Annotated in this window: 15 protein-coding genes and 2 pseudogenes; 7 read left to right on the forward strand and 10 right to left on the reverse strand. The window is 71.0% G+C overall.

The window, feature by feature from the left end; genetic code table 11:
• Positions 1–47: 47 nt before the first annotated feature.
• Positions 48–1,508, reverse strand: coding sequence for an aldehyde dehydrogenase family protein (locus ACIBK0_RS03935; protein WP_399075299.1), 1,461 nt, complete (start codon positions 1,506–1,508; stop codon positions 48–50).
• A 124-nt stretch (positions 1,509–1,632) separates the two neighbouring features.
• Positions 1,633–2,457 (reverse strand): helix-turn-helix domain-containing protein, encoded by an 825-nt coding sequence (locus ACIBK0_RS03940; protein ID WP_399076035.1) that lies wholly within the window; start codon positions 2,455–2,457, stop codon positions 1,633–1,635.
• Between the two features lie 337 nt (positions 2,458–2,794).
• Here ACIBK0_RS03940 and ACIBK0_RS03945 point away from each other — a divergent pair, with 337 nt between their 5' ends.
• Positions 2,795–3,298: an ATP-binding protein gene (locus ACIBK0_RS03945; RefSeq protein ID WP_399075301.1), complete on the forward strand. Its 504-nt coding sequence runs from the start codon at positions 2,795–2,797 to the stop codon at positions 3,296–3,298.
• 92 nt (positions 3,299–3,390) lie between these two features.
• Here the strand turns inward: ACIBK0_RS03945 and ACIBK0_RS03950 are convergent, their stop codons facing one another.
• The 6 genes and pseudogenes from ACIBK0_RS03950 to rpsN form a co-directional block, all read right to left on the reverse strand.
• Positions 3,391–3,675: a DUF397 domain-containing protein gene (locus tag ACIBK0_RS03950; protein ID WP_373294547.1), complete on the reverse strand. Its 285-nt coding sequence runs from the start codon at positions 3,673–3,675 to the stop codon at positions 3,391–3,393.
• A 204-nt stretch (positions 3,676–3,879) separates the two neighbouring features.
• Positions 3,880–4,353, reverse strand: a complete 474-nt coding sequence (locus ACIBK0_RS03955) for an SRPBCC domain-containing protein (RefSeq protein ID WP_399075303.1) — start codon at positions 4,351–4,353, stop codon at positions 3,880–3,882.
• Positions 4,350–4,694 carry an ArsR/SmtB family transcription factor gene (locus ACIBK0_RS03960; RefSeq protein ID WP_399075305.1) on the reverse strand — a complete coding sequence of 115 codons (345 nt, stop codon included), beginning with the start codon at positions 4,692–4,694 and terminating at the stop codon, positions 4,350–4,352. Before ACIBK0_RS03960 ends, ACIBK0_RS03955 begins: the two co-directional genes overlap by 4 nt.
• A 7-nt stretch (positions 4,695–4,701) precedes the next feature.
• Positions 4,702–5,094: a VOC family protein gene (locus ACIBK0_RS03965; protein WP_399075307.1), complete on the reverse strand. Its 393-nt coding sequence runs from the start codon at positions 5,092–5,094 to the stop codon at positions 4,702–4,704.
• Positions 5,095–5,445: 351 nt separating this feature from the next.
• A complete protein-coding gene (locus ACIBK0_RS03970) occupies positions 5,446–5,955 on the reverse strand; it encodes a hypothetical protein (protein WP_399075309.1) in 510 nt (169 codons plus the stop codon).
• 55 nt (positions 5,956–6,010) lie between these two features.
• Positions 6,011–6,318: pseudogene (gene rpsN / locus ACIBK0_RS03975) on the reverse strand (30S ribosomal protein S14).
• 301 nt (positions 6,319–6,619) lie between these two features.
• On the opposite strand from rpsN, the gene ACIBK0_RS03980 reads away from it, so the two are divergent.
• Positions 6,620–7,153, forward strand: coding sequence for a DUF4232 domain-containing protein (locus ACIBK0_RS03980; protein ID WP_399075310.1), 534 nt, complete (start codon positions 6,620–6,622; stop codon positions 7,151–7,153).
• Here the strand turns inward: ACIBK0_RS03980 and ACIBK0_RS03985 are convergent, their stop codons facing one another.
• Positions 7,154–8,290, reverse strand: a complete 1,137-nt coding sequence (locus tag ACIBK0_RS03985) for a DUF2786 domain-containing protein (RefSeq protein ID WP_399075312.1) — start codon at positions 8,288–8,290, stop codon at positions 7,154–7,156.
• Positions 8,291–8,388: 98 nt separating this feature from the next.
• On the opposite strand from ACIBK0_RS03985, the pseudogene ACIBK0_RS03990 reads away from it, so the two are divergent.
• From ACIBK0_RS03990 to ACIBK0_RS04010, 5 genes and pseudogenes are all read left to right on the forward strand, one after another.
• Positions 8,389–9,114, forward strand: a pseudogene (locus ACIBK0_RS03990) (ABC transporter ATP-binding protein); the annotation flags it as partial.
• 188 nt (positions 9,115–9,302) lie between these two features.
• Positions 9,303–11,453 (forward strand): FtsX-like permease family protein, encoded by a 2,151-nt coding sequence (locus ACIBK0_RS03995; protein ID WP_399075314.1) that lies wholly within the window; start codon positions 9,303–9,305, stop codon positions 11,451–11,453.
• A gap of 410 nt (positions 11,454–11,863) precedes the next feature.
• The gene (locus tag ACIBK0_RS04000; protein ID WP_399075316.1) at positions 11,864–12,490 is read left to right on the forward strand and encodes a LysE family translocator; all 627 of its coding nucleotides are present in this window, start codon (positions 11,864–11,866) and stop codon (positions 12,488–12,490) included.
• 139 nt (positions 12,491–12,629) lie between these two features.
• Complete coding sequence (locus ACIBK0_RS04005; protein WP_399075318.1) at positions 12,630–13,370, forward strand: Clp protease N-terminal domain-containing protein; 741 nt, start codon at positions 12,630–12,632, stop codon at positions 13,368–13,370.
• A gap of 69 nt (positions 13,371–13,439) precedes the next feature.
• Positions 13,440–15,131 carry a bifunctional 3'-5' exonuclease/DNA polymerase gene (locus tag ACIBK0_RS04010; protein ID WP_399075320.1) on the forward strand — a complete coding sequence of 564 codons (1,692 nt, stop codon included), beginning with the start codon at positions 13,440–13,442 and terminating at the stop codon, positions 15,129–15,131.
• A gap of 20 nt (positions 15,132–15,151) precedes the next feature.
• Here the strand turns inward: ACIBK0_RS04010 and ACIBK0_RS04015 are convergent, their stop codons facing one another.
• Positions 15,152–19,204: a BTAD domain-containing putative transcriptional regulator gene (locus ACIBK0_RS04015; protein WP_399076037.1), complete on the reverse strand. Its 4,053-nt coding sequence runs from the start codon at positions 19,202–19,204 to the stop codon at positions 15,152–15,154.
• Between the last annotated feature and the right edge of the window lie 191 nt (positions 19,205–19,395).

Below are 19,395 nucleotides of genomic sequence, written 5' to 3' on the forward strand. Positions count from 1 at the left end.
AAGACGTTCCACAACCGCGAAGACGTCTTGGAACGGGAAGCTGCGCCCTAGAACGGGAAGAAGCTGCGCCCGTGCTGCACCGAGATCCACTTCACCGTGGTGAACGCGTCGACGGTCGTCTCGCCGTTCAGACGGCCGATGCCGGAGTGCTTCTCACCGCCGAAGGGGACCAGCGGTTCGTCGTGCACGGTGCCGTCGTTGACGTGGAACATGCCGGTGTCGATCTGCTTGGCGAACTGCACGCCGCGCTCGATGTCACCGGTGTGGACAGCGCCGCTCAACCCGTACGGGGTGTCGTTGACGAGGCGGACCGCCTCCTCCTCGCCGTCGAAGGGGACGAGGAAGACGACCGGGCCGAAGATCTCCTGCTGGAGGAGGGAGGAGTCGGCGGGGACGCCGGTCAGGACGGAGGGCTCGACCAGGTTGTCGGTCGTCGTGCCGTGCACGAGGGCCGTGGCACCCTCCGCGATCGCCTGCTCGACGGCGCCCGAGATGGCATCCGCCTGCGAGGAGTTGATGACCGGGCCGATGACCGTCTGCGGGTCGCTCGGGTCGCCGGCCTTCAAAGTCTTGACCTTGGCGACGAACTTCTCGGTGAACTCGGCCTCGATCGAGCGGTCCACGAGGACACGGTTGGCGGCCATGCAGACCTGACCCTGGTGGACGTACCGGCTGAAGACCGCCGCGTCGACCGCGTAGTCGATGTCCGCGTCGTCCAGGACCACCAGGGCGCTGTTGCCGCCCAGTTCGAGGACGGAGCGCTTGAAGTGGGAGGCGCAGACGGTGGCGACGTGGCGGCCGACCTTGTCGGAGCCGGTGAAGGAGATGACCTTGGGCACCGGGTGCTCGATGAAGGCGTCGCCTATCTCGGCTATGTCGGTGATGACGACGTTGAGCAGACCGCCCGGCAGACCCGCGTCCTCGAAGACCTTGGCGACCAGGGAGCCGCCCACGATCGGGGTGTTCTGGTGCGGCTTGAGGACCACGCCGTTGCCGAGTGCGAGCGCGGGCGCGACGGACTTGATCGACAGCAGGAAGGGGAAGTTGAAGGGGCTGATCACACCGACGACGCCGACGGGGACCTTGTAGACGCGGTTCTCCTTGCCGTCGACCGGCGAGGGGAGGATCTTGCCCTCGGGGCGCAGCGCCAGGTGGATCGACTCGCGCAGGAACTCCTTCGCGAGGTGCAGTTCGAAACCGGCCTTCAGGCGGGTGCCACCGAGTTCGGCGATGATCACCTCGGTGATCTCGGCCTCGCGCTCCTCGATGATCCGCAGGGCCTTCTCGAAGACCGCGCGACGGGCGTAGGCGTTGGTCGCGCCCCATTCCTTCTGGGCGCGCTCCGCCGCGCGATAGGCCTGATCGACCTCGTCTCTCGTGGCTATGGTGATCGATGCCAGCTTCTCGCCGTCGTACGGGTTGAAGTCGATGATGTCCCAGGAGCCGGTGCCCGGGCGCCACTCGCCGTTGATGTACTGCTGGGCCAGGTCGGTGAAGTAGGACGACATGTGCTCCTCGATCCCTCAATCCCTGCGCTGCCGAAGCAGACATCCGATCACGGTCTGATCACGCGTCATCGTACTTGTGTTTCAAGGGAGTTGGAGAATGCGTCCGGAGACTCTGTGAAGACTCTCAGGACAGCTGGAGCAGCCCCCGCAGCAAGTCGCGGCTCTCGGAGGGACCCGGACTGTCCTGCTGCAATTGCTTCAGCGCGCCCTCGTACTGGGTGACGTCCTCACGCTTGTCCAGGTAGAGCGCGCTGGTGAGCTGTTCCAGATAGACGACGTCCGACAGGTCGGACTCCGGGAAGCTCAGGATGGTGAAGGAGCCGCTCTCGCCGGAGTGCCCGCCGAAGCTGAACGGCATGACCTGAAGCCGTACGTTGGGACGCTCCGAGACCTCGATCAGATGCTGGAGCTGTCCGCGCATCACCTCGCGGTCGCCGTACGGGCGGCGCAGCGCAGCCTCGTCGAGGACGATGTGGAACTCCGGGGCGTTCTCGGAGACGAGGTACTTCTGGCGCTCCAGGCGCAGGGCCACGCGGCGGTCGATGTCGGCGACGGACGCGCCCTTCATGCCGCGCGCGACGACCGCGTGCGCGTACGCCTCGGTCTGCAGCAGGCCGTGCACGAACTGCACTTCGTAGACCCGGATCAGATGGGCCGCGCCTTCGAGGCCGACGTAGGTCGGGAACCAGCTGGGCAGGACGTCGGAGTAACTGTGCCACCAGCCCGCGACGTTGGCCTCTTTCGCGAGCGAGACGAGGGAGGTCCGCTCCGCCTCGTCCGTGATGCCGTACAGCGTCAGCAGGTCCTCGACGTCGCGCGTCTTGAAGCTCACCCGTCCCAACTCCATGCGGCTGATCTTCGATTCGGAGGCACGGATCGAGTAACCGGCCGCTTCCCGGGTGATTCCACGCGCTTCCCGCAGGCGCCGCAGATGTGACCCCAGCAGCATGCGCCGCACCACCGAGCCGCTCGACTCACCAGCGCTCACGTTCGTCCGCCTCCCCAACCGTCTTCCGGGGCCGAAGTCTGCCACTAAAACACTTCAAGCAGTACTCGTTCGATTACGGAAACGGAAAGTAGCCAAAGGAGCCACACAGGAAAAGTTCAGGAGAGGGGCAACAAGAGGGAAGAAGGTGACAGAAGAAATGAGCAAGAACCGGTAGACGAAGGTCTAATTCGGGCGCGTGCACGTGCATCTGCCCTTGCATCTGCTGTACGCATTCGGAACCATGGTCCCCGCGCCACCGCTGCATCGCAACGACCGCGAACACCCGGGAGTGCCTCGCATGGGGACGAATGGATCGACCATGCTCGAGCCCTTACGGCAGGGACTTCCGCCGCTCGATCCCGCGGCCGTGTCCGACGCCGCTTCCTGCGCCCTGCCCGCCCGCTACGAAGCGGTGCGCGAGGCTCGGCAGTTCACCCGCAGAACGCTGGACCAGTGGGACATCGGTGACCGCTTCGACGACGTCTGTCTGGTGGTCTCCGAGCTCGTCACCAACGCGCTGCGGCACGCACTGCCCTCGGGCACACCCCGGGACGACCAAGGCCCGCCCGTGCGGTTGCACTTGATGCGGTGGACCTCACGCCTGGTGTGCGCGGTACGCGACCCCAGTCACGACAGCCCGGTCGCGGGCGACTCGGACGACTTCTCGGCGGAGTCGGGCCGCGGCCTCTTCCTGGTCGATTCGTTCGCCGACAGCTGGGGCTGGCACCCGCTCGCCGGCACTCTCAGCGGCAAGGTCGTCTGGGCGCTGTTCCGGCTGCAGCCGGCGGTGGCGGCCGAGTAGGAAACCGCGGCGCCTTTTGGCGCCGCGGTTCTACGCGCGTTACACAGCGTTGAGCGACGATCGCCCTCGGTCGCACCGGCGGGCGGGTGTCATCAGCCCGCGATCAGGTGGTCGAACTCGCCGTCCTTGATACCCAGGAGCATCGCCTCTATCTCGGCACGCGTGTAGACGAGTGCGGGCCCCTCGGGGAACCGCGAATTCCGCACGGCCACATCACCGCCGGGCAGCCGGGCGAACTCCACGCAGGATCCCTGCGAGTTGCTGTGCCGGCTCTTCTGCCAGGCCACCCCGTTCAGCGCGGTCGCGGCCATGCCGTTGTACACGTCGTCAGCCATGCCGTCGTACACGTCATCCACGTCGTACACGTCGTGGTCCACAGGTCGCTCCCCGGTCGTGCAGTGGCTGAAGTGGCCATAGATGCAGTGGTCAACTGACCCGGATCATAGCTCTGTTCATGTGCAGATGCATGGGCAGATGCACGTGCACGCGGGGTGGTCCTGCGGTTACAGCTTTTACCGTCACTTGACTACCGGCTGTTGTTCGCTTCGCTACGGCCTGCTGCTCACCCGCTCGCAAAAGAGCTACAGCCGATCCAGCGCATTCCCCAGAGCTCGCATCACATGCGACCTCCATCCCCCGTCCATGATCTTCCGCGCCATCATCTGTGCGGGATCGTCCGGATCGAATCCCTCGTGTACTAGGAACAGACGCGTACCGCGGCCTTCGTGTTCCAGTGTCCAAGTAATGGTCCAATCCGCGGGATTGGCGGGATCCGGGTCCGCCCACCGGACGCGCAGCATCCGCTCCGGCTCGTACGCGAGAACGCGCACGTCAACGGTGCCGGAGAAGTTGGAGTTGGGGCGCGGGACCGATGTCAGCGTGTACTGGTGGCCGACCTCGAGTCGGAAGTCCTCCGACCCCTGCATCTGCCACTGCACGAGCAGCTCGGGCTCGGTGAGGGCGCGCCAGACCTTGGCGGGCGGGTGCGGGAGGAACTGGTCGAGACGGATGGTCGTCAGATCGTCCGCCGGCTCTGACTGCGGAACGGGGCTCATGTCTCGTCATCGTCGGGCATGCGGTCCAGAAGATCGCCGAGGCCCTTGAGCCTGTCGCGCCAGAACCGCTCGTACGGGTGGAGCCAATCCTGCACATCGGCGAGCGGCGCGGCCTCCAGGCGGTAGATCCGCTGCCGTCCCGCGCGCTCCTCCGACACCAGCCCGGCATCCCGGAGCACCTTGAGGTGTTCCGACAGGCTCGGGCGGCGCATGTCGAAGTGGTCGGCGAGCGCCTGGACGGGCTGGGGCCCGTCGTCGCGCAGCAGCCGCAGCACCTCTCGGCGGGTGACGTTGGCGAGCGCGGCGAAGAGACGGTCCTCATGGGCCCCGATGGTCGTCATGGCGCGATCAGAAGCCTTCCTTCTCCGTGATCAGCATCAGACCGTTGCCGTCCGGGTCGCGGAACGAAGCCATGCGGCCCCAGGGGAGGTCGTCGGGACCTTCCACCGCGACGCCCGCGGCTGCGAGCCGCGCGCAGTCGGCGTCGACATCGGTCGTGACCAACATGATCCCCCGGGTCTCGCCGGGCGTGAACCCGCCCATGCCCGGACCCGAGAGCGTGAAGACGGTCTGCGCCCCCTTGGGCGCGACCTGGAGCCACCGCCCGGGAGGCATGTCCCGGTCCGCGGTGACCTCGAAGCCGAGCACGTCCGTGTAGAAGCGCAGGGCGCGGTCCTGGTCGGCGACAGGGAGGGTGACGAAGGAGGCGTGGGTGATGTTCGTGGGCTCCATGGGGTTCATGGACAGGAGAATAGGTAGGGGATTCCCTACGAGTCAACCGTAGGGAATCCCCTACCTATGTAGTCCCGGTCGGGGCGGCCGCGACGAGTACGGCAGCAGCGCCATCTCCCGCGCGTTTCTGGATCGCGCGGGTCGGCATCGGCGGCTGCCGCGCCGTCAGGCGCGCCGCGAGTGCACGGGCCGGTCATGACACGACGGCCGCGGATCCTGCCCCGGCAGGAGAGCGGCGAGTCCACCCGCGCGAAGCCAGCGGGAGACGCGAGAGGAGCGAGACCCCTGAAGCGCTTGAAACACGCCGACGGGCCGCGGAATCAGAAGGATTCCGCGGCCCGCAGGTGAGTGATCCGGCGATCAGGAACCCAGGCTCGCCGTAGGCAACCCGGTGGGCAACTGCTGCCCCCCTTCGCTCTTCACGTACGACTCCTTGCCGAGCCCGCCCTGCCATGTGATCTTCAGGCTCGTACCGCTGACGGAGTCGACCATGCCGACCGCGCGGTCCGTGTTGCCGTCCGTGCACTTGAGACGAATCATCTGCATGCCCGACTCCTCGGCCGCGGTACCGCTGCACACGGTGCCCCCGGTCGTGAAGAGCGCCGCCTTCTTGCCGGTGACCATCAGCGCCACCGCCTTGCCGCCCGTGGTGGCCAGCCAGCTGCCCTCCAGCTTGCTCTTGGTGCCGGAGGTGCCGCCCGAGCCGCCGTCCGCGCCGGCCGTCTCCGTGGCGGACGCGCTCGGGCTGGTGGACTTGTCGCCGGAGCCGCCGTCGTCGCTGCTGCAACCGGCCAGCACGAGCGCGGCCGCCAGACCCGCGGTCACCGCCGCGATACGCGCCTGCCTGCGCGGGAAGGTCGCCGAAGTCACTGAAGCCCCCAAGGGTGGGTGAGGATGCCGAGGTCGCCGTAACGACCGCAGCAAGCTACCAGGAGGACTTGCGAACGCCCGGGAGGAATCCCGCGTGCGCTTGCTCACGCAGATTCACCGGGCGAGACCGAAGGCACGCAGATGACCGCGTGGGCGGCCGTCCACACTGGCCCCGGTTGCGTACGCGGGTGGCGGCGGCGTCGGGTGGCTGCCTGCGCAATTCCTCCTGCGTGCAGCGGCCCGTTCGGCGTCGGTCGAGGACGGCCGGCGGATGATGTCCTTCAGCTCGGCCCGCAGGGCGGCGTACCGCGCGACGATCTCCCGGCGCTTCTCGTTCTTCGCGATCTTGCTCTTCTTCGCCATCAGACCTCCACTCCTCGGGCACGGATCCGCGCCACGGACACGGATCTGCTGAGACGTCCGCCGTCGGGGCGGCGGTGTCGACGGCCGCCGCGTTACGGGCCTCCGGCAGCGGTGCGAAACGTCTCCGCTCGATCGTCAGTCCCGAGCGTGCCGTCTCCTTGAGCGCCCGGAGCCGGCATCTGCGTAAGGGAGATTTCGAGATATTCGCGGCGCGGCGGAGGTGAAGAGCCGGGGCGCGCAACGTCCGGGGATCGACATGCGTGATGATCCATGCACACCGTCACCACCCCCGGGGGAACCCATGCGCGCCCTGCCCATCGCCGTCACCGTCCTCGCGGCCGCCCTCGCCCTGACCTCCTGCGACGACAGCGGCGGCAGCACCGCCAAGACCGACAAGACCACCAAGAGCTCCTCCACCGACTGCCGGATCGACAAGGTGGGGATCGAGGTGGGCCCCGCCAACGCCGCCCCGGCCGCCGGGGACACCGGCAACGTCCCGGTCACCCTCACCAACCGCGACTCCACGTGCACCCTGAAGGGCTTCCCCGGCCTCGAGGTCCAAGCCGGCGACGATTCCACGCACATCGCCCCGGAGAAGTCCGCGAACCCGGTGAAGCTGACCCTGGCGAAGGGCGACACCGCGACCTTCACCCTCACCTACGTCCGGGGCACGAAGGGCGACGCGAAGACCTTCGACGCGCAGACGCTGAGGATCAGCCTGCCCGGTGCCACCGCCACGCAGGACTTCAAGTGGTCGTACGGACCCGTCGCGGGCAAGAGCGAGGCGGCCGACCTCAACGCCTCCGTGAGCCCGTTCCAGCACGCCGGCGACTGATCACCGCAGTGGCGGCCGCCCCTTGACCTGCGCCCGGTCCGCCGCCGCGGCCCCTTCGTGCCACCCGGCCGCGTCGCTGACCCCGCGCAGCCGGGTGGTCACCGTTTCGGGGAACATCCGGTCCATGTGGTCCGCGACCGTCACGTCGCGGGCCGCCAGCACCGGCAGCAGCTCCCCCTCCGTGGCCGCTTCCTGCCCTTCGGTCGCGGACGCGAGGCGGTCGCCGATCCGGTGCGCGTAGGCGGCGAGGAAAGACTGCCGGAAGGTCTTCGTACGCTTCCGCCCGCCCGCCCGCTGCGCGGCCTCCGCCTTGGTCATCGCCGCCGTGGCCTGCACGAGGAGTGAGGTGTAGAGGAGTTCGACCGCTTCCAGGTCGGGCTCGAAGCCGACGACGGTCGAGAAGGCGAGGGCCTCGTTCCACACGGCCCGGCAGCGGTTCGCCCCGGCCACGGCGTCCAGGAGCACCGCCTTGGCCGTCTCGTACGGCGGCTCGACGCCGATCCGGCAGGCGCCGGGCGCGTCCTTCGCGTGCGTACGCGCCGCGAGCAGCGCCTCGTCGATGCTGTGCCGCGCCATCAGCTCCTGCGCCTTGGCGCTCAGTGCCTCGGCCTCCTCCGGGAACCCGGTCGCCTCGGCCTTGGCCAGCAGGGCGCGGATGCGGGTGAGCATGCGCGTGTCCTGGGGGGCGTGGGAGGCGTGGTGTGCGTCTTGTCGCGGTGCGTCGAGGGGCTCGATCGTGGGGAGGCGGAGCAGCAGCCGGTAGAGCTCCAGTACGGCGGTCGCGTACGAGAAGCGGTCGGCGCGGGAGGTACGGGGTTCGGACGCCAGCTCCGCGAGCTGTGCGGCCCAGCGCGGGCTCCGCGGCTTGCGGTTCTCGCTGAGGATCAGCGCGGACACCAGCTGAACATGTATTTCGTCCAGCTCACGGCGGACGATCCGTACGACATCGGCGGGCTGCCAGCCGCGCCGCCAGGCCGCGGCGACGAACTCCTGGCCGCGCCGCGCCAGTTCGGCGTCGGACGCGGGGTCGGCGGCGAGCAGCGAGGCGCCCGTGTCGAGGGCCGTGTCGGAGTCGGCGTAGAGGGCGGCCTCGAAGGCGCGCTCGACCGTGCCGGGGCTGGGGTTACTGCTGCTCATTCCTCGATCGTGTCACGGGTCGGGGTAGGGCCGGCCCTACCCCCAGGACGCCCCCTGGTGGTCGTGATCGGGCGGCTGCCGGAAGGTTGGCTCGAGGCATGACCGAAACAGCCGTACGTATGCGATCCCTGCGCCGTGATTACGGTGCCGTCGCCGCCCTGGACGGGGTCGATCTGGACATCGCCGCCGGGACCTTCACCGCCGTGATGGGGCCGTCCGGGTCGGGGAAATCGACTCTGTTGCAGTGCGCGGCCGGGCTCGACCGGCCGACCTCCGGGACGGTGGCCGTCGACGGGGTCGAGCTGGGCGGACTGAGCTCGCGCCGGCTGACACTGCTCAGGCGCGAGCGGATCGGGTTCGTGTTCCAGTCCTTCAATCTGCTGCCGTCGCTGACCGCCGCGCAGAACGTCGCCCTGCCGCTGCGGCTGGCCGGGCGGCGGCCCTCACGCGGGGTCGTGCGCGAGGCGCTGACCCGGGTGGGACTCGACGACCGCGCCGGGCACCGGCCGGCGCAGCTGTCGGGCGGGCAGCAGCAGCGCGTCGCTCTCGCGCGGGCGCTGATCACCCGCCCCGCCGTCCTCTTCGGTGACGAACCGACGGGTGCGCTCGACACCGGGTCCGGGCGTGAAGTGCTGTCGCTGTTACGGGAGTTGGTGGACCGGGAAGGGCAGACGACCGTCATGGTCACACACGACCCGGTGGCGGCCTCGTACGCGGACCGGGTGGTGTTCCTCGTCGACGGGCGGGTGAACGGGGAGTTGGCGGAGCCTTGCGCGGCGGGTGTCGTGGGACGGATGGCGGGGCTGGAACGGACGGCGGGAAGGGAACGGACGGCCGTACTGGAACGGGCAGCGGGACGGGAACGGACGGTAGGACCGGAACGGACAGCAGGACGGGAACGGACAGCGGCACCGGAACCGGAACCGACGGCAGCACCGGAACCGACGGCAGGACCGGAACGGACAGCGGCACCGGAACGGGCAGCAGGACCGGGACGGATGAGGCGTGCGTCGTGCTGAGTCTTTCGTCGTTGCGTACGCGCTGGGTGTCCCTTCTCGGCTCCCTCGTCGCCGTCGGGCTCGGGGTCGCCGTGATGACGGCGATGGGACTCGCGCTCTCCGCCGGCCTCGACGCGTCGGGGCGGCCGCCGACGCGGTTCGCCTCCTCGCCCGTCGTGGTGATGGGGCGGGACACCCTCACGGTGGAGGTGCGGCGGGGGCCGGGCACCGCCCTCGTGTCGAAGAAGCTGGCGCATCCACATCCTGTGGACAGTGAACTCATCCGTGGGCTTCGCGAATTGGGGCGGGTGCGGACGGATGGCACGGCTCGGGACGCGGTCGGTGTGGACGCGCCCGTCGTGGCCGTGCGGCGGCTCGTCGGAGATCGGGCGCGGGTGCTCACCGGTGACGACCGTCATCAGTCCGACCCCTCCGCCGCGCGCGACGCCGAGGCGCTGATCGGGGTGGTCTCCCTGCTGGGCACGGCGGGCGGGGTGACGGCCTTCGTCTCCGTTTTCGTGACGGCTTCGACGTTCGCGTTCGGCGTGGCCCTGCGGCGGCGGGAGTTGGGTCTGCTGCGGATGGCCGGGGCGACGCCCGGGCAGGTGCGGCGGCTGTTGCTCGGGGAGGCGCTGGCGGTGGGACTCGTGGCGTCGGCCTCGGGGTGCGTATTGGGGGCGCGTGGTGCGCCCCGGCTCGTGCGGGCGCTGGTGGACGGCGGGGTGGCGCCTTCGTGGTCCGTGCTGCCGGGGTCGGCGGACTGGCCCTGGCAAGTCGCCTTCTGCACAGGGGTGTTGGTGGCTCTGGCGGGCGCTTGGGCTGCCTCCTGGCGGGCGGGGCGGATCGGGCCCGTGGAGGCACTGCGGGAGGCGTCCGTGGACACGGGTGTGATGCCTCGGTCGCGGCGGGTGGTCGGTTTCGGGTTGCTCGCGGTCGCAGTCGGGCTGCTGGCCTGGATGCTGGGAACGGATCCGGCCGCGCTGCTGAAGCGGAAGACGTACGCGACGCAGCCGATGGTCCTGGTCACGGCGGTGGCGGCGCTCGCTCCCGTGCTCGTCCGTCCCCTCGTACGTCCCCTCGTACGTCCCCTCGTACGGCTGCTTCCCCTCGGTCGCCCGTCCGGCGCGACCGGGCTGCTGGTGCGCGAGAACGCGGCCGCGGCGGTGCGGCGTACGGCCGCCGTGGCGGCTCCCGTCCTGGTGACCGTCGCACTGGCGGGCTCGCTGCTGGGGACCGCGGCGACCGTGACCGGGGCGAAGGCGGCGGAGGCACGGGAGCAGACCCGTGCCCGATTCGTCGTCACCGGGGACGACGTGCGGGCGGTAAGGGTTGCTGGGGCCACGGTCTCGGCCACCGCCTCGACCGCGGTCTTCGTACGGGAGGAGGGAACCGCGCTCGTACGGTCCGACGCACGGGCGGTGAGCGACGTGGCGGCGTTCGCGTCGGTGGCGCGGCTACCGGTCGTCGCGGGCGATGTGCGCGATCTCGACGACCGGTCGATCGTCGTGAACGAGGAATGGGAACGGCATGAGGTAGGTGCCTGGGTGCAGGTGTGGCTGGGGGACGGGCGGGCTGCGCGGTTGCGGGTCGTGGCGGTGTTGGCGCGGGGCACGGGGGACAGCGGGGCGTACGTGACCTCCGCGAACGCGGTGGGTGCCGTGGTCGATCGGCTCGATGTGCGGGTGGGGCGCGGGGCGGACCCGGCGGCCGTCGGGGCGGATCTGCGGGCCTCCACCGGCGGCACGGTGAGGTCCGCGTCGGCGTGGCTGGCTGCCACCCACCCGCGCACCGGCCCGCAGACCCGGCTGGGGTTTCTCGTGGTTCTGGGCATCGCCCTTGTCTACGCCGGGATTTCGCTCGCCGCGACGCTGCTGATGGCGACCTCCGCTCGGGGGGCGGAGCTGCGGTCCCTGCGGATGGCGGGGGCCACACGGGGACAGGTGCTGCGGGTGGTCGCCGGGGAGGCGGTGCTGGGGGTCTGCGTGGGAGCGGTGCTCGGAGGCGCGGTGGCCGGGGTGAACCTCGCGGGGGTTGCGGCGGCGCTGGCACGGGTTTCGGCGCCGGTGGGGGTGGATGTGCCGTGGGGGCTGCTCTCGGAGTGTGTGGGGGCGTGCCTGGTGGTGGCGGTCGGGGCGGCGGTGGCCGGGGCGTGGCGGCGGACGTGACGACGGCCGGTGGTTCGCCCGCCGTTCGCGGGGTGGGTTCGCCCGCCGTTCGCGGGGTGGGTTCGCCCACCGTTCGCAGGTGGTCGGGGCCGCCGTTCGCAGGTGGTCGCGGCCGCGTCGGTACATCCGCCCGTATCCGGACGGATCCACCGTGAGGCGTCAGGGAGCGGTTCCTTCCGGATCCGTCCGGATACGGGCATTTGATGTACCGACACGGCACGGCCCCTTCCGTACGTGCGCGAGTGCCGGCCGTGTCGGCTCAGCTACGGCAAACGTGCCGCTGGGGCGGCACAGCGGCACCCTCGCGGCGTCGGGTTCGCGCTCCCCCCGACGACAGCCCCGGCGCCAGGGCCTTCTCAGTGCGTGAAATTCGGTCGCCCCGGCGGACCGGCGGTGTCGAGCATGGGGCCATGGTCGACACATCTCTGTACGCGGCGTTTCTTGTCGCCGGCCTCGCGCTCTGCGTCACGCCGGGGCCGGACATGATGTTCATCGTGGCGATGGGAGGGCGGGGAGGGCCCACTACCGGGGTACTGGCCGCGCTCGGTGTGGCGTTCGCGATGCTGGTGCACGCGGTGGCCGCGATGCTGGGGCTTTCGGCGCTGTTCACGACGTTGCCGACGCTCTATCACGTGCTGCGATGGATGGGCGCCGCCTATCTGCTGTACCTAGCGGTGAAGGCGTTCCGGGAGCGCGCGGTGAGTGTCGAGGCGAGTGGGGATGTCGGACCGGGGCGGTGGCGGGCCTTCTGGCAGGGTGCCGTCACCAATCTGCTCAACCCGAAGGTGATCCTCTTCAACGTCGCCTTCCTGCCGCAGTTCGTGAACCCCGAACTGGGGCACGTGGCCGGGCAGTTCATGGTCCTGGGGGCCACCATGGTGGTCATGGGGTTCGCCGTCGACGGCTCGATCGGACTGCTCTCCGGGCGGCTGTCCGCTCTGTTGCGGAGCAGTCGGCGAGTGTCGCGGGGGCTCAACATCTTCAGCGGGACCGTGTTCGCGGGGTTGGCCGTGCGGCTGGCGGCCTCGCCGAAGTAGCCGATACGGCCCAAGGCTGAGTCGAGGAGGGGTGAGTCACTGAGGGGTGGGGGTGAGTCGCCGCGGAGGGGTGCGCTTCGGTCGCCCCAGGTGTCAACTTCGGGTTGACACTGCGGGAGTGTCAACCTACGGTTGACACATGACTTCGAAACCTCTCGGCACTGCACCCGTACGTCTCGACGACCTCATCGAGGCCATCAAGAAGGTTCACACCGACGCACTGGACCAGCTTCAGGACGCGGTGATCGCCGCGGATCACCTGGGTGACGTGGCCGACCATCTGATCGGGCACTTCGTGGACCAGGCCCGGCGTTCCGGCGCGTCCTGGACGGACATCGGCAAGAGCATGGGGGTCACCCGGCAGGCCGCCCAGAAGCGTTTCGTCCCGAAGGCGGAGTCGGATCTCGATCCGAACCAGGGCTTCGGGCGCTACACCCCGCGTGCCCGGAAGGTGGTCATGGTCGCGCACAACGAGGCCAAGGCCGCGGGAAACGCGGAGGGACTGCCCGAGCACCTCGTCCTCGGGCTTCTCGCCGAGCCCGAGGGGCTCGGCGCCCAGGCGATCACGGCCCAGGGCGTGTCCCTCGACGCGGTGCGCGGGGCGGCGAAGGCGGCGCTCCCGCCGGCCGTCGACGAGGTCCCCGAACTCGTCCCCTACGGGGCCGCCGCCAAGAAGGCTCTCGAACTCACCTTCCGCGAGGCCCTGCGCCTCGGCCACAACTACGTCGGCACCGAGCACATCCTGCTGGCCCTCCTGGAGTACGAGAACGGCGAGGGCGTTCTCAGCGGGGAGGGCGTCGACAAGGCGACGACCGAGGGGCACATCGCGCGCATGCTCGAGGAGGTCGTGACCGGTCGGGGGGAGACGAGCGCGGGCTGAGCGATTCGGCAGTCGGGGCCCGTGCGCGGGGCGGCGCCATTGTCAGACCTCCCTGCGAGACTCGGAATCATGACCGAGCGCTGGGCTCTCGCGCCGGCCGAGGACGGTGGCGCGGAGGTCGCCGTCCTCGGCCCCGACGGGCTGCCCGCGGGGCCGGTCCGCCGGGAGGCGGATCTGGCGGAGGCGGTGCGGTCGAGACCGGAAGTGGGCCGGTGGGTCTGGCGGTCCACCGCGGACGTATATCCGCGCCTGCTCGCCGCGGGGGTGCGAGTCGAGCGGTGTTACGACATGGAGGCCGCCGAGACACTGCTGCTCGGGCACGAGGGACGGCTCGGTGAGCCCCGGTCGGCGGCCGCCGCGCTGGCAAGGCTGCGCGGCGGGCCCGTACCGACCGATCCACCGCAGCGGTCCGCCGAGCCCGGTTCACAGTCCTCGCTCTTCGAGCCGCGCCCGGTCCACGTGCCGTTGGACGATCTCCTGGAGGTGTACGCGGACCAGCAGCGGCGGCATGACGCGGCCACGCATCCGGAGCGGATGCGGCTGCTGACGGCCGCCGAATCGGCCGGGATGCTGGTCGCCGCCGAGATGAACGAGGCGGGGCTGCCATGGCGCGCGGACGTCCACCGCGAGGTGCTGCACGAGCTGCTCGGGGAGCGGTACGCGGGAGGGGGTGAACCCCGTCGGCTCGCCGAGCTGGCGGAGGAGGTGTCCACCGCCTTCGGGAGACGGGTCAGACCTGATTTGCCCGCCGACGTGGTCAAGGCCTTCGCTCAGGCCGGAATCAAGATCAAGTCCACGCGGCGGTGGGAGATCGAGTCGATCGACCATCCTGCCGTGAAGCCGCTGATCGAGTACAAGAAGCTGTACCGGATCTGGGTCGCCCATGGGTGGTCCTGGCTCCAGGACTGGGTGCGCGAAGGCCGGTTCCGGCCCGAGTACCTGCCGGGCGGGACCGTCACCGGGCGGTGGGTGACCAATGGCGGGGGCGCTCTGCAGATCCCCAAGGTCATCCGGCGGGCCGTCGTCGCCGATCCCGGCTGGCGGCTCGTCGTCGCCGACGCCGATCAGATGGAGCCGCGTGTGCTGGCCGCGATCTCGCGCGACCCCGGTCTGATGGAGGTCGCGCGGCGGGAGACCGATTTGTATCAGGCTGTCTCGGACCGGGCGTTCGCCGGTGACCGGGCGCAGGCCAAGCTCGCTGTGCTGGGGGCCGTGTACGGGCAGACGTCGGGTGACGGGCTGAAGAACCTCGCCCTGCTGCGCCGCCGCTTCCCCAGGGCCGTGGCGTACGTGGACGACGCGGCGCGGGCGGGAGAGGAAGGGCGGCTCGTGCGGACCTGGCTGGGGCGGACCTCTCCCCCGGCGGCGGGCTCGTCGGACGGGAGTGGCGACGAGGCGGGGATCCCACAGGACGATCCCGTGGAGAGCGGCCTTGAGCAGGGGTGGGTTCCGGGGTACGCCTCCTCCAACTCCCGTGCCCGCGGCCGGTTCGCCCGCAACTTCGTCGTCCAGGGCAGCGCCGCCGACTGGGCCCTGCTGGTGCTCGCCGCGCTCCGGCGCACCTGCGCCGGCCTCTCGGCCGAGCTGGTCTTCTTCCAGCACGACGAGGTGATCGTGCACTGCCCTGCCGAGGAGGCCGACACCGTGGTGACCGCGATCCGCGAGGCGGCCGACCTCGCCGGGCGCCTCACCTTCGGGGAGACACCGGTCCGCTTTCCGTTCACCACGGCGGTGGTGGAGTGCTACGCGGACGCCAAGTGACGCCACGTCCGGGTCGGTTGCTACGCCCGCTCCGGCTTTTCCGCCAGGAGTGTGCGCAGCTCCCCGACCACCGGGCTGTCCGTCTCCGCCAGTGCCTCAAGGGCCGACTCCCACTGCTCGTACGCTCCTTCGACATCCCCCCGGCTCCGTAGCAGCAGGCCCCGCTGATGGCGGGCGAGCCCTCCGGTGTACCGGTCGGCGCGGCGGTCGGCGCGGCACAGGAGCAGATCGCACTCGCGCGCGGCCCGCTCACCGTGCCCCACCCCGCGCAGGGCGCGCACCAGTCCGAGCCGGGTCTGCGACTCGCCGTGCCAGTCACCGTGGCTGCCGAGGATGCGCAGGCTCTCCTCGAAGTGCGGTACGGCGGCGGCCGGTTCGCCGAGGGTGAGATGGGCATAGCCGATGTTGCAGTGCGCGGAGTGGCGGATGATGACGTCCTGGATCGTGTCGCCGATCGCGAGGCTGCGCTTGTGGTGGTCGATGGCGGCCCGGGGGTCCGAGTGCTCGTACAGGTTGCCGAGGTGGCTGTAGGTGATGGCCTCCATGTGCGGGTCGCCCAACTCCCGTGAGAACTCCAAGCTCTGCAGCAGTGCCTCGCTGGATTCGGCGTAGCGGCCGAGTCCTTCGAGGAGCATGCCGCGGTTGTTCAGGCCCCGCCGCACCCAGGACAGGACGCCGAGCCTGCGCCAGATCGCCAGCGCCTCGTCGTTGAGCACCAGGGCGTCGCTCGCGCGGCCCGTCATGAAGTGCAGGCCCGCCAGGTCCCCGAGCGCGTACGCCTCGGCGGCCTCGTCCCTGAGCCGCCGCGCCGCGCCGAGCGCGGCCCGCTGGAGGATCTCCAGCTCGGCCACGCGGCCACTGCGTTGGACGTACGGGTTGAGCAGGCGGACCAGGACGGGGATGTACGGGGAGCTCTCCGCGTGGCGCTCCACCAGCGCCACCAGGTTCTCCAGCTCCAGATCGCCCCAGGCGAAGGCGTCCTTCGCGGAGCGGAAGGGCGGGGTGGCCGCGACGTCCGCGGTGTGCGGGGGCGGCTGCGAGGCGGTCGGGCGGCTGCGGTCCTCGCGGTCCAGCCCGGGTTCGAGGATCGCCTCCAGGGAGCGGGCGGCGACACCGGCATACCAGCGCAGAGCGCGTTCGGCGACGGCCGCGTCGTGGCCGGCGGCGAGCGCCGCGCCCTGGCCGCCGGGGTCGACTGCGCCGCTGACGGCGGGGGCGGGGGCGCCCGTGCCGGCGGGGGCGGAAGTGCCCATACCGACGGGGGCGGGGCTACCTGCGCCGGCGGGAGCGGACGTACCCGTGCCGACGGGGGCGGGGCTGCCCGTGCCGACGGGAGCGGAAGTACCCATAACGACGGGGGCGGGGCTGCCCGTGCCGACGGGGGCGGGGCTACCTGCGCCGCCGGGGGCAGGGCTACCCGTACCAGCAGGAGCGGACGTACCCGTGTCCGCGGGTGCGGGACTACCCGTACCGGCAAGAGCGGACGTGTCTGCGCCACCAGGGGCAGGGCTGCCCGTACCGGCAGGAGCGGACGTACCCATATCGACGGGAGCGCGGCTGCCCGTGCCCACGGGAGCGGAGCTACCTGCGCCGTCGGAGGCGGGACCACCCGTACCGGCAGGAGCGGACGTGCCCATACCGACGGGAGCGGGGCTACCCGTATCAGCAGGAGCGGACGTGTCTGGGCCGCCAGGGGCAGGACTACCCGCGCCGCCGGGAGCAGGGCTACCCGTACCGGCAAGAGCGGACGTGCCCGTGCCGACGGGAGCGGACGTGCCGGTGCCCGCGGGAGCGGGGCTGTCCGCGGCATGTGAAGGCACGGCGCCCACGCCAGATGGGTTTTCGCCCTCTCCGCCGCTACCCGTCCCGTCCCTGGGGAGCTCCGCCCCCCAAGTCCCCCGTATCGCGCTGCCGCGCTCGTCCTCGAACTCCGGACGGGCTGAAGTAGCCCCCGCGATCTCGCGGGCGAAGTCCCGCACGAGGTCGTGGGGTGCGTAGCGGCCGTACGCCGTTTCCTCCAGGAGGGCGACGTCGACGAGGCGGTCGAGGGCGGCCTCGGCGCGGCGTTCGGCGATGCCCAGGAGGCGGGCGAGGAGGGGCGCCCCGTACGCGGGGAGGTCGAGCGCGCCGATGCGGCACAGGGCGAGCGCCGCGTCCCGGTCGGCCTCGCGCTCCGAGGCGCGCAACGCGTCGTGGGCGACGGCGAGAGAGCGGCGGACACTCAGGTCGTCGTACTCCAGGTGATGCAACCGCCCTTCCGTGGCGGCCAGTTGACCGGCGAGCATGTCCGGCGTGAGCGCATGGCGCGCAGCGAGGCGGGCCGCGACGACGCGGAGCGCGAGTGGCAGCCGGCCGGTGAGTTCGACGAGGGGGTGCCCGCCGTCGAGACCGTTGCGGCGGCCGGAGACCGCGCGGAGCAGCGCCGCGCTGTCCTCGTCCGACAGCGGCGCGAGCGGGAAGCGGTGCGCGCCGTCCAGGGCGGTGAGCGGCGAACGGCTCGTCACGATCACCGCGCAGCCCGCGCCGGCGGGCAGCAGCGGCCGTACCTGCGCGGCATGCGCGGCGTCGTCGAGGACCATCAGGGTGCGGGTGGGCGCGAGTATCGACCGCAGCAACGCGGCTGCCGCGTCCCGGTGTTCGGGGATCCGGCGCGGTTCGGCGCCGAGGTCGCGGAGCAGCGCGGCGAGCGCCTGGCCGGAGCTGAGCGGGGTCATGCCGGGGGTGGCGCCGTGCAGGTTGACGTACAGCTGACCGTCGGGGAAACGTTCCCGCAGTCCGTGTGCCACGTGCAGCGCGAGCGCGCTCTTGCCGACGCCGGCCATGCCGCTGATCACGGCGACACACGGCATACCGTCGGCCGCCACCACGCCGGGTCCGCCGATCCGGCGCTCCGGGTCCAGCGCCAGGCGCAGCTTCTGGCGCAGGTCGTCACGTCCGGTGAAGTACGCGGGCGGGGGAGGTAGTTGGGCGGGCCGCAGCGGGCCGGGATCGGACGGGACGGCCGCGGCCTCCCGTTCTGCTCGCCCTGCGTCGTCGGCGACGTCCGCCGCCCTCTCCGTGCCGTCCCGCTCACGCAGGATCTCCAGATGCGCCTCACGCACCGCCGGGCCGGGCTCGATCCCGAGCTCCTCCACCAGGCGGGTCCGCAGGTCACGGTGGACGGCGAGGGCCTCGGCCTGGCGCCCTGTGCGGTGCAGTACGAGCATCAGAAGCCGGTGGAAGGCCTCGCGGAGGGGGTGTTCGGCGGTGAGTGCGGCCAACTCGGGGGCGAGCCGGTCGAGTCGGTCGGGCGTGCGGGTCGAGCGGCCTCCTGGAAGCTCGGATACGTTCCCGCGTCGTTCGGTGGGTGCGTCCGGTGTGCCGGACGAGGGTCCTCGACGGAGGTCTCCCCCGTTCGAGCCGAGCCCAGCACGTGAGGGAGGGACTACTCCTTCGGCCTCCGGCCGGTCCGGCGAAGAGGGTCCCCCCGTCCGAGCGGAGCGCGGCGAGTTCGAGCGTGGGGGCGTGTGCCGGGCGGTGCGGGGGCATGCCTGAGCTTCCGCGAGGTCGCTCAGACGCAGCTCGGCCTCGTAGCGCCACTCCAGGACCAGCAGGCGGGCCTCCTCCAGACGCTGGACGAAGGCGTGTCCGCCGATCTCGGGCGGCAGGCCGCTCAGCGGGGTGCCGCGCCACAGTGCGAGCGCGGACATGGATTCGCTCAGCGCCCGCTCCCAGGCGCGCTCGGCGTGGGCGGTACGGGCAGCGGTGGCGTGCTGTTCGAAGACACGGACGTCCAACTCGCCCTCGCCGACCCGCAGAACGTATCCCGGGGGAACCGCGCGCAGCCGCTCGTGATCGTCGAGGAGGCGCCGCAGCCGCGTCACATGGTTCTGCAGCGAGGCGTGGGCGGAGGCGGGCGGCGCCCCGCCCCACAGCGCGTCCTTGAGCACGTCGACCGAGACGACCCGGCCCGGTTCCAGGAGCAGCGCCGCCAGCAGGGCACGCATCTTGCCGCCGCCGATCGATCTGAACTCGCCGTCGGCGTCGTACAGGACCGGCGGCCCCAGCAGTCCGAACCGCAGCTCGTTCCGCATCACGCCGCCCACTGCCTTCCCGCGCGGCCGCTCCGGCCGCGCCACGGCGACTTCTCGCCTTCTTCCGGCGACTTCCCGCCGACCGACTCACGGCTCCCGTTCGAACCGTTGGCCTCATGTTAGCGATCCGTTGGCGTGGCCTGATGTGATCACTTCATCGGATCTGGTCCCGACGGTGCGCGCGTACTACG

Source organism: Streptomyces sp. NPDC050564 (assembly GCF_044457265.1).
Classification (GTDB): Bacteria; Actinomycetota; Actinomycetes; order Streptomycetales; family Streptomycetaceae; genus Streptomyces.

Bases quoted from the DNA above. Each gene is read 5' to 3' on its own strand.
- ACIBK0_RS03935 (WP_399075299.1), bottom strand. From the start codon at position 1,508: ATGTCGTCCTACTTCACCGACCTGGCCCAGCAGTACATCAACGGCGAG.
- ACIBK0_RS03940 (WP_399076035.1), bottom strand. From the start codon at position 2,457: ATGCTGCTGGGGTCACATCTGCGGCGCCTGCGGGAAGCGCGTGGAATC.
- ACIBK0_RS03945 (WP_399075301.1), top strand. From the start codon at position 2,795: ATGGGGACGAATGGATCGACCATGCTCGAGCCCTTACGGCAGGGACTT.
- ACIBK0_RS03955 (WP_399075303.1), bottom strand. From the start codon at position 4,353: ATGAGCCCCGTTCCGCAGTCAGAGCCGGCGGACGATCTGACGACCATC.
- ACIBK0_RS03960 (WP_399075305.1), bottom strand. From the start codon at position 4,694: ATGACGACCATCGGGGCCCATGAGGACCGTCTCTTCGCCGCGCTCGCC.
- ACIBK0_RS03965 (WP_399075307.1), bottom strand. From the start codon at position 5,094: ATGAACCCCATGGAGCCCACGAACATCACCCACGCCTCCTTCGTCACC.
- ACIBK0_RS03980 (WP_399075310.1), top strand. From the start codon at position 6,620: ATGCGCGCCCTGCCCATCGCCGTCACCGTCCTCGCGGCCGCCCTCGCC.
- ACIBK0_RS03985 (WP_399075312.1), bottom strand. From the start codon at position 8,290: ATGAGCAGCAGTAACCCCAGCCCCGGCACGGTCGAGCGCGCCTTCGAG.
- ACIBK0_RS04000 (WP_399075316.1), top strand. From the start codon at position 11,864: ATGGTCGACACATCTCTGTACGCGGCGTTTCTTGTCGCCGGCCTCGCG.
- ACIBK0_RS04005 (WP_399075318.1), top strand. From the start codon at position 12,630: ATGACTTCGAAACCTCTCGGCACTGCACCCGTACGTCTCGACGACCTC.
- ACIBK0_RS04010 (WP_399075320.1), top strand. From the start codon at position 13,440: ATGACCGAGCGCTGGGCTCTCGCGCCGGCCGAGGACGGTGGCGCGGAG.
- ACIBK0_RS04015 (WP_399076037.1), bottom strand. From the start codon at position 19,204: ATGCGGAACGAGCTGCGGTTCGGACTGCTGGGGCCGCCGGTCCTGTAC.